This window comes from Erythrobacter donghaensis, assembly GCF_001557325.1.
Classification (GTDB): Bacteria; Pseudomonadota; Alphaproteobacteria; order Sphingomonadales; family Sphingomonadaceae; genus Erythrobacter; species Erythrobacter donghaensis_B.
In genome coordinates this window covers 1-8,601 of the sequence record NZ_LSJS01000068.1, presented here as the reverse complement: position 1 = coordinate 8,601, position 8,601 = coordinate 1, and the positions used below count along the sequence as shown (strand labels likewise).

At 57.3% G+C, this 8,601-nt stretch carries 9 protein-coding genes and 1 pseudogene; 4 read left to right on the top strand and 6 right to left on the bottom strand.

The window, feature by feature from the left end; translation table 11 throughout:
• Window positions 1–605: 605 nt before the first annotated feature.
• Together AX692_RS18745 and AX692_RS03145 are read left to right on the top strand one after the other, a co-directional pair.
• A protein-coding gene (locus AX692_RS18745; protein WP_155644847.1) for an IS630 family transposase occupies window positions 606–1,552 on the top strand; the annotation gives its coding sequence in 2 pieces (ribosomal slippage) (window positions 606–942 and window positions 942–1,552; 948 coding nt in all).
• 55 nt (window positions 1,553–1,607) lie between these two features.
• Window positions 1,608–2,959: pseudogene (locus AX692_RS03145) on the top strand (IS3 family transposase).
• Between the two features lie 494 nt (window positions 2,960–3,453).
• Here the strand turns inward: AX692_RS03145 and AX692_RS18735 are convergent.
• The 5 genes from AX692_RS18735 to AX692_RS03120 all read right to left on the bottom strand — a co-directional run bounded on the left by AX692_RS18735 (window position 3,454) and on the right by AX692_RS03120 (window position 6,483).
• Window positions 3,454–4,095 (bottom strand): hypothetical protein, encoded by a 642-nt coding sequence (locus tag AX692_RS18735; protein ID WP_081095098.1) that lies wholly within the window; start codon window positions 4,093–4,095, stop codon window positions 3,454–3,456.
• A 133-nt stretch (window positions 4,096–4,228) separates the two neighbouring features.
• Complete coding sequence (locus AX692_RS03135; RefSeq protein ID WP_073973510.1) at window positions 4,229–4,726, bottom strand: Hsp20/alpha crystallin family protein; 498 nt, start codon at window positions 4,724–4,726, stop codon at window positions 4,229–4,231.
• A 24-nt stretch (window positions 4,727–4,750) separates the two neighbouring features.
• The gene (locus AX692_RS03130) at window positions 4,751–5,134 is read right to left on the bottom strand and encodes an Hsp20/alpha crystallin family protein (RefSeq protein ID WP_073973511.1); all 384 of its coding nucleotides are present in this window, start codon (window positions 5,132–5,134) and stop codon (window positions 4,751–4,753) included.
• Window positions 5,135–5,143: 9 nt separating this feature from the next.
• Window positions 5,144–5,569 (bottom strand): Hsp20/alpha crystallin family protein, encoded by a 426-nt coding sequence (locus AX692_RS03125; RefSeq protein WP_073973512.1) that lies wholly within the window; start codon window positions 5,567–5,569, stop codon window positions 5,144–5,146.
• 23 nt (window positions 5,570–5,592) lie between these two features.
• Window positions 5,593–6,483: a YfdX family protein gene (locus AX692_RS03120; RefSeq protein ID WP_073973513.1), complete on the bottom strand. Its 891-nt coding sequence runs from the start codon at window positions 6,481–6,483 to the stop codon at window positions 5,593–5,595.
• Between the two features lie 160 nt (window positions 6,484–6,643).
• Here AX692_RS03120 and AX692_RS20765 point away from each other — a divergent pair, with 160 nt between their 5' ends.
• Window positions 6,644–7,378 (top strand): Crp/Fnr family transcriptional regulator, encoded by a 735-nt coding sequence (locus tag AX692_RS20765; RefSeq protein ID WP_073973514.1) that lies wholly within the window; start codon window positions 6,644–6,646, stop codon window positions 7,376–7,378.
• Between the two features lie 276 nt (window positions 7,379–7,654).
• Entirely contained in the window at window positions 7,655–8,140 is a 486-nt protein-coding gene (locus tag AX692_RS18730) for a Dps family protein (protein WP_155644848.1), read from the top strand.
• Between the two features lie 88 nt (window positions 8,141–8,228).
• On the opposite strand, the gene AX692_RS18725 is transcribed toward AX692_RS18730, so the two are convergent.
• Window positions 8,229–8,601 (bottom strand): helix-turn-helix domain-containing protein (locus tag AX692_RS18725; RefSeq protein ID WP_230961029.1); only part of this gene is annotated, 373 nt, incomplete at its 5' end.

Sequence of the window (8,601 nt, the reverse complement as noted above, 5' to 3'; positions counted from 1 at the left end):
TACATCAACCGTTCAACCACCGAGGAACTGTCCGGAAATTAAGGGGCAACTACAGCAACACCACAGCGCGACTGCCACACTTTGACCCAACCCGGTGCCCTTGTTGTGGCGGCAATTTGCGCATTGCTGCCACGTTACCGCGCTTGCGTATCGGTGACCCGCAGCCCTGGCCCGATACATCATGATCACAAGAGATCGACAGAACATCAAACACAGCAGCGTTGCGGCAGCGGTGCCGACAAACGCCATGATCTCCTTTGTCCGGTATCTCACAAGCCAATCCGCCGGGCATATGCGTCGAGCTGAGGCCAGCTTATACTGCAGATCTGAGCGACGATCACCGCAACCTTTGCCGAGAATTAGGCGCTGCAACCACTGGCGCCAGGGCTTTGGACCATCCAAACCAAGACCGCAGCGTTCAGTGCTCTTCCACTAATCCCATAGGTTGCGCGCGCGTCAGCGGGTTAGCTCAATCCGGCTTCAATGAGGTCGCGCCGCTTCACGACGCCAGCGTTGCGCCTGCGCGACCTCACAGAAACCTCCAGATTCCCATAGGCGGCCTGATGTGATTCACGCTCCCTGCTGGTGGCAGGAGGCCAGTATGGATGGCACGCACGCTTTCGCAGGATCTTCGGGACCGGGTTGTCGCCGCGATTGACGGCGGCCTGAGTTGCCATGCAGCGGCGGCCCGGTTTGGGGTCAGCGTGTCGAGTGCGATCCGCTGGCGCCGACTTGCGCTGGAACATGGCGGGGCTGTCGCCAAGCCGCGCGGTGGCGACCGGCATTCTGGCAGGATCGAAGCGCACGGCGGCTTCATTCGGGGACTGATCGCCGAGCAGGGTGACATGACCCTGGTCGAGGTTCAGGCGCGGCTGATCGAACGCGGCGCCTCCGTTGGGATTGGCACGGTGCATCGCTTCTTCGTCCGTCACGGGATCACGCGCAAAAAAAGACCGGGCACGCGATCGAGCAGGACCGTCCCGACGTCCTGAGGCAACGCCAGCGCTGGTTCGACGGACAGATCGACCTCGAACCCGAACGCCTCGTTTTCATCGACGAGACCTGGACTGCCACCAACATGACCCGCAGCCACGGCCGCTGCGCCAAGGGTGAGCGGCTGCGGATGGGCTATCCGCATGGCCATCGCAAAACCACCACGCTGGTCGCCGGCCTGCGCATGACCGGCATGGTCGCGCCGATGGTGCTCGATGGCCCGATCAACGGCGACTGGTTCGAAGCCTATGTGGCGCAGGTCTTGGTGCCCGAACTGCGGCCCGGCGACGTCGTCATCATGGATAACCTCTCGAGCCACAAGCGGGCCGCCGTGAAAGAACGGATCGAAGCGGCGGGAGCAAACCTGCGCTTCCTCCCGCCCTACAGCCCCGACTTCAATCCCATCGAAAAGGCATTCTCTCGTCTGAAAGCGATGCTGCGCAAGGCCGGTGAGCGAACCGTCAGCGGCCTGTGGGGGCTGATCGGCAGGCTCGTCGACATCTTCCAACCCGCCGAATGCGCCAACTACTTCAGTTCGTGCGGATATGAACCGGAATGAGTGGAAACCGCTCTAAGGAGGGTTTGGGTCTCGTCGTAGTGACGAAGGAACGAAGATGAGACCCAAACCCTCAAGCACCAAAAAGCCTGCGGAGCAGGTGGTAAAGGACATTCGGCGGGCGATCCGTCGCCACTTCTCGGCTGAAGACAAGATCCGCATCGTGCTCGATGGCCTTCGCGGCGAGGACAGCATCGCTGAGCTGTGTCGCAAGGAAGGCATCGCGCAGAGCCTGTACTACACCTGGTCGAAGGAGTTTATGGAAGCGGGCAAACGCCGCCTGGCCGGTGACACTGCTCGTGCCGCGACCACTGGCGAGGTGCAGGATCTGCGCCGCGAAGCCCACGCCCTGAAGGAATGCGTGGCCGACCTGACGCTGGAAAACCGGCTGCTCAAAAAAAGCATGATCGCGGATGGGGGCGACGACGCATGAGGTATCCCGCATCCGAGAAGCTCGAGATTATCAGGATCGTCGAGCAGTCGCACTTGCCGGCGAAGCGCACGCTGGACCGGCTCGGCATCCCCCGCCGGACGTTCTACCGCTGGTATGACCACTATCTCGAAGGCGGGCCGGAGGCGCAGGAAGATCGGTCATCAGCGCCGAGCCGGGTGTGAAACCGCATCCCGCCTGACATCCACGACCAGATCATCGAGCTGGCGCTCGAACTGTCGGAGTTGAGCCCCCGGGAGCTGGCCGTGCGCTTCACCGACGAGCAGCGCTACTTCGTGTCGGAAGCCACGGTTTACCGGCTGCTCAAGGCCCACGACCTGATCACCAGCCCGGCCTATGTCGTGATCAAGGCGGCTGACCAGTTCCACACGAAGACCACAAGAGCGAACGAGATGTGGCAGACCGACTTCACCTACTTCAAGATCATCGGGTGGGGCTGGATGTATCTGTCGACCGTGCTCGACGACTTCTCGCGCTACATAATCGCCTGGAAGCTGTGCACCAATATGCGAGCCGAGGACGTCACCGACACGCTGGACCTCGCCCTCGCGGCTTCCGGCTGTGACAGCGCCACGGTGTTGCACAAACCCCGGCTGCTCAGCGATAACGGCCCCAGCTACATCGCCGGTGAACTGGCGGAATACATCGAGGCCAACAAGATGAGCCATGTGCGCGGCGCTCCGATGCATCCCCAGACCCAAGGCAAGATCGAGCGCTGGCACCAGACCCTGAAAAACCGCATCCTGCTGGAGAACTACTTCCTGCCCGGTGATCTCGAAGCGCAGATCGAGGCCTTCGTCGAGCACTACAACCACCAACGCTACCACGAGAGCCTGAACAATGTGACGCCCGCCGACGCCTACTTCGGCAGGGCACCAGCCATCATCAAACAGCGTGAAAGGATCAAGCGACAGACCATCGAACATCGGCGCTTGCAGCACCGCAAGATCGCCGCCTAACATCCACCCCCAGACGAGGCCTGCACTCCGCTAATCTACGACACGAGCTGCGCCAAATGTTCTGACGACGGACACGAAGTACGACCGCACAGCGCGATCGGCAACAAACCGCCGATATCGCTGCTATCCGCGTCAGTGGCACATGGCCCGCCCTGACTTAGGATCGCTGGATCGGCTCCGGCCAGGTGGTCCAGGATCGGGGTGCAGGTCAATCGGGCCTCCGGCTCTACTCATAGGTGGAGGAGCGTCGGGGCTCAGACCAGCTGGCGTCAAGCTAACCCGCTGGCACCACTCAACTTAATTTCGGATCAGGCTCTTAGACCCGGAGCTATATCTGGGAATGGATTTGGCACGTCTGGTATTGTCGGCTGTCGATCTTCCTAAAGATGAGGTCGAGAAAATTTCCCGCGCATTGACTTCCAATGCTGTAGACGGTGCTTGACGTCTGCCCTGCGCGCGAATTTACTATGAGCGGCAAGGCCTTATCTGTCTTGTCAGTCATCGGCTAGCCATGGATCGGGCTGTACGTTTGCAAGCGAGAGGTCGCTCAATTCCTTGCGTAATGTGATGGTATGAGCATGGACATTATGCGTACCATTGCGCCTCATGATGTTGATTGCGCGTTGCTCCTCATCCGCGTTATCCACCCTGACAAAAACTGCAATGCCGCCGCGATTTATATCGTGCTCGATTGCATCGGCATCATCCCGCGTCAGCAAATTTTTGCGAACAAGTTTGGCCAACATCGCTCCTAATCCGCCGCCAGCAGTACATGCCGCAAGTACAAGCGGAATTGCACCTCCTGAAGCTATGATGGGTACTCCGGCTGCTAAGGCACCGGTCGCAATCAAGGTTCCAAAAACGGTTCCGGTGACCGTGGCATGTTCATCCCTGGTCGTTAGGCGCCGCCTCGGAGTCTCGGGGTTGTCGACGACCGCGCCCGGATCGGGATAGGTCAGGCCGAGTTTTTCGATGACCGTATTCCAATCGGCCATGAGGGATATGTCATTGCGGTCGACCCCTGCGGCAACCAGTTGTGTTGCCATTTCTTCAAGAGCGTTGTGATTGTAAACAATTCCAACCACTTCCCGGATTTCTACCGTGTCGACTGTTTGATCATCTTCCCGATCGGACATATGCTGCGTGCTTTCTCATCGTTGGAAGCGCAAGAGCAATTCTTTCACGCAAATCTTATTACGAGATCAGATTAGCGCTTGTGCTTAGCCGGTGCTAGGTATTTCCGGGCGGTCTGGGCCCGCCCGGACAAGGTTATGCCTTGTTGACCGTAATCTTCTTCATCGAGGATCGCGCTTCGTCCGACTGCGGTATCGAAATGGTCAATACGCCGTTTTTCAGATCGGCCTTGGCGGCATCGGTGTCGAGGCTCGGGGGCAGGGGAATGGCGCGATAGATTTGCCCGTAGGCCCGCTCGGAGAGGAAGTAGCCTTGCTTTTCCTCCTGTCGCTCGACCTTCTTTTCTCCTTTCACCACCAGCATGTCGCCCGAAATCGAAAGATCGATGTCAGCCAAATCCATGCCGGGCAACTCGATCGAAATTTCGACTGCATCGCCTGCCTGGACTACATCCGATTTGGCTTCATTATCCTGCCAGGGCAAATCGAGGTTGCCGATCTTCTCGACAAACCTATCGACAAGCGCGTTGATGTCACGTTTGAGAGAGTGATGCGCTTCCTCCTGATCAGCATTCGGTACGGGCTGGCGCGGGTTCTCCGAGCGGGTCCATGGCACAAGATCCTTGATCTTCATTATCGTTCCTCCTCCTCCTCCTTCTTATCCGGCCTTCACCGAAATCTTCCGGGGCGCCAGTTTCTCAGAGCGATGAAGGCGTAAAGTAAGTACGCCGTCGCGCATCGACGCATCGGTTTTATCGGGATCGAAATCTTCCGAGACCTGGAAAGAGCGCTCATAAGCCGTTGAAACAAATTCGATGTGCTGCAGTTCGCCCTCTTGGGGCATCGAAACCGAAGGCCTTGCCGCGACTGTCAACACGCCGTTCGCAAGCTCGATGTCCAGATCGTCTGAGCTGCATCCGGGCAGTTCAACGAGGAGAATTGCTCCGTCAGAGGTTTCGACGATGTCGGTCAAGGGCCTCTGGACCGGTTGCGATCGCTCCCCCGGTCGTTCGATGCTGGTCGTCTCCATCTTTTTGCTCATGTTCAGTTCCTAACCTGCCTTGATCGCGATCTTGCGCGGCTTGTCGGCGTCGGACAGGCCAGCAGCGATAAAAAGGATGCCGTTCGAGTAGCGCGCTTCGACGTTTTCCGGATCGATCCGGAAAGGCAGCGTCACGGCTCGAGTGAACTGGCCGTAACTCCTTTCACGCCTCATCCAACGCGCATCTTTGCCGCAATCGGGCTGTGCGCGTTCGCCTGAAATCGAAAGCAAGTTCTCCTTGACGGTGATGTCGACCTTTTGTGGAATAATTCCAGGCATTTCCGCAGCGATTGCCGCACCGTTCCCGGTACGCCAGACGTTGAGCTTGGGAAAAGCGGTTGGGCTATTCGCCATGACTGTGGGCAACCCCGACAGACCTTTCCTCAAGATCTCAAAGGGATCAGCCCGATAGACGCTTGCTGGATAAACCATCATTTTCTCCTCTTGGAAAATAACTCTCAGCGCGAACGCGTTTTACTCGACGATGCTCCGCGCACTTGGCGCAGGAGTTCTGCAAATTCGCGTTCTGCTTTGCCGCCAGCAATGGTTGCCAATTCGATCATGCGAATCTGGCTTTCAAAACTGCGCCCCGTGGCGGGCGATAGATACCCTAAAACCGCGGCGCGCTGAAGAGATGTGCGAGCTGCCTCCAGTGCGATGGCCAGAGCGGCGCGATCCTCGTCGGACTTGCGCGCTTTCGCTGCCAGTTCTTCCCCAGCGGCAAGTGAGAGCACAGCATTGATCACCGGATACGGAAAAACCGTCTCGGTGACAACAACAGTACTCAAGGTTTGCTGTAGATCGGTCTTTGCTTCATCGAGCTTACCGGCTTCGATCAGCGCGGCTGCCCTCCTGATCGCGGTCGGATAAGTCGCCATTGGCAGATTTTCCACCCGAACTGCGGTCTGGTCAGCGAAATTGGAGAGCAGAGTGCGGGCAGTCTGCGTGTCTCCGTCAATCAAGGCCAGCGTCGCACTTCGCTGTGCTGCACGCAGGCTGTCAATATCCGCGATCAGTCGAATCGTTTCAACCGACGCATCGACGGGTGCGAGCGCGAGTTCGGGGCGCCGAGCCAACACGATTTCAAGCTTGCCGGTTGCCTCCGCGAGTCGGGACAGGGCATCGGAAGAGTTGCCCTCATTCAGGGCATCGAGAGCACTCCGCGTCGCGGCAAGCGCATCGGTCGCCTCTGCTATTACATCATGCTGTTGCTGCTGCAGTTCGTCTGCCGCCTGGGATTGAACTTGGGTCTGCGCGTTTGCCTGCTCGCTATCCTGTGCGACAGCAGGTGAAGTGAGCATCGCGCCCGCCATCAAGGCGGCAAGTAAGTACTTGCTATTCCTCGTCATTGGATTGCTCCTTGTTCGATGTTGGGGGGGATAAGACAGTGCTGCGAGCAATTTGCTGGCAGGACGGGTCGGCAATTGAAAATGGTCGCTCGGTGTGCCAACGATCGGTCATGAGAACCGGCGAGTGCCACAACGATTTGCTATTGCCGCAAGGACGCCGATGAACTTTGTCAGCTGTACGCAATGCCCGCTGCGAAAGCTGACGCATTTCAGGAAGCATTCGCCGGAAGAGCTTGCGTTTATCGCTTCCCTCAAAAGCGGGCAGGTTGAGCATGACGCGGGAACGATCATCATCGAGCCCGGTGGGCATGCAAATCAACTCTATACGTTGCTGAGCGGATGGGCACTCCGGTATCGCCTGACAACCTGCGGCGAACGACAGATTGTCGAGGTCCTGCTTCCTGGGAGCATAATCGGATTGCAAAGCGTACTGCTCGGACTGCAAAACGAAGGCGTTTCCAGCCTGACCCGCGTTTCGCTGTGTGTTCTTGGCGGTGCCGCAGTCGGCGAACTCTTCGCCCACCAGCCAGGTCTCGCACGTGGACTGGTCAATTCCCTTTTGCAGGATCAAAATCGCGCCGATCGCCAGATGACCCTCAATGCGAAGACCTCCTCGGCAAGCCGCCTTGGTCATTTTTTGCTGGAAATATTTGATCGGGCTGGCGCACTTGGTGGGCAGAGCCAGCGGTGGTGTCACTTCCCTCTTCAACGCGGCGACCTCTCCGACCTTCTCGGGATTTCGCCTACGCATGTCAGTCGGTCGGCAGGGGAATTGAGCAAACTCGGTTTGGCAACAATACGGGGAAACACGCTGGAGATCATAGACCGGCAAGCCCTGGTGGGGTTTTCCGGCTACCAGATAAAGCACGCGGAGGTTAAGCGACTGCTTCTGTGACTGCGAAAGCATCGGACCTCTTCATCTATCGCCAATCTGAAATCGGCGAGTCGGCTTGCTGGGGAAAAATAATATTGTCCTCATCCACGCTGTCCCTGATATATGTCAGCGCGACTTGGATATGAGTGAGGCTAACAGGAAAATCAGACCCGACTGTTGGGCAACTGCCGGCCGGGATCGTCAAGTGGGTGATGTTCCGGCCGGGACAACCGAGCCGCAAGATCTTTGGAATGGCCATTCGGGCGCTCGTCCAAACGTTCTAGTGAGGGTGAAGTAATGTCAATGAAGCATGTTCTGGATTCCAATCTCGATGATTCCAAAAGGATTGTGGTCATTGATGGCCTGAAGAAATTTCTCGCAGATACTTACACACTGTATCTTACAACCCACAATTTTCACTGGAACGTGACGGGGCCACACTTCAATAGTTTGCACCAAATGTTTATGGTGCAGTACAATGAGCTTTGGCTTGCAGTGGATCTGATTGCCGAGAGGCTCCTCACTCTCGGATCTTGCGCCCCCGGTTCGTATAAACAATTTGCGCAACTTACATCATTGCCGGATGTGCCCGATTCACCACCTGAAGCGATGGAAATGGTGTCCCTGCTAATGAAAGGGAATCACTTGGCGGCCCGCACTGCGAGAAGCGTTGTTCCTGATGCCGAGGAAATTGGGGATCAGGCGACTTCAGATCTGCTGGTCTCACGAATTGCGGTCCATGAAAAGGTTGCATGGATGCTGCGAGCAACTTTGGCGGGTTGATCTGGGCAACTACATCTACGCTCACAGGGCTTGTCGGCTGCGCCACGATAAGGCAGAAGAGACTCAGGCAATTCGACCGGTCTGTTTCTCAGGTAGAGTAGATCTGCGCAGCAAGCATTTCGAGTTTGTCGATTTCTAAGAAAGTGATTTGCTTTCCATCAACCAAAATCATGCCTTCGCCCTGCAGGAACGTCAGCGTACGGGTAACCGTTTCACTCGTCAGACCAAGATGGTCTCCGATTTCTTCACGTGAAAGAACGACATCAATGGTTTTGGGTCGATTCAGCCTTTCGGCCAAATCGGATAGGAAATAGGCTACTTTCTCTACTGAATTGGACCGGGCCAGCATAAAACCGCGCCGTAGAGAATCGACATGGCGCTTGTCTCGCCAGTCTCTGATTTGATCGGTATCCATCCGGCGGGGGCCGCCTTGTCTGGGTAGGTATTGAGCGCTCTTTAGC